Raw genomic sequence first — 576 nt, forward strand, 5'->3', positions numbered from 1 at the left:
TCGCCGCGTCGCCCGCGGCGTCGCCATCTTCGGCGCGGCCGGCGCCGACGCCCGCCCCGACGTCGGCGCGGACGACGACGCAGCCGTCGTACCGGCCGGTCGTCGCGGCGTCGAGCGCGCGGTGCGCCGCCAGTCCGTGCGAGCGCCACGCGTCGAGCGCGGCGGTCGCGAGGTCGTCGCCCGGGTCGGCGGCGAGCGCCAGCGCGACCCCCGTGCCGGGGGCCTCGCGGGCCAGCGCGTCAAGGACGTCGGCGTAGCCGCCGACCGTCTCGAACGGCGCCGCGTCCCCGACCGCCTCGTACGGACGGAGCGCGCGCTCGACCGCGGAGGCGGCCCGCGCGATCGCCCCGTCCGCGTCCGCGACGTCGACGGCGACCAGCGACGCGAGGCGTCGCCGGGCGTCGTCGTCGAGCTCGGCCGGGAGTCCGAGCTCAGCGAGCGCGGCGCGCGCGCCCTCCGTGTCGCCGGAGTACGGCGTCCGGACGAGCGTCGACGCCGCGAGTCCGTCCGCGAGATCCGCGGTCGGGATCGCGACGCCGGGCCGCCGGCGGACGAGCTCCGACGCCTCCGCGGCGT

Annotated in this window: 1 pseudogene; it reads right to left on the reverse strand. The window is 80.6% G+C overall.

The annotated features are described in order from the left end of the window. Positions 1–576 (reverse strand): annotated as a pseudogene (locus tag ACFQMF_RS04470) (exonuclease RecJ); the annotation flags it as partial.

The sequence above is a fragment of the Halorubrum rutilum genome (assembly GCF_042665015.1).
Taxonomy (GTDB): Archaea; Halobacteriota; Halobacteria; order Halobacteriales; family Haloferacaceae; genus Halorubrum; species Halorubrum rutilum.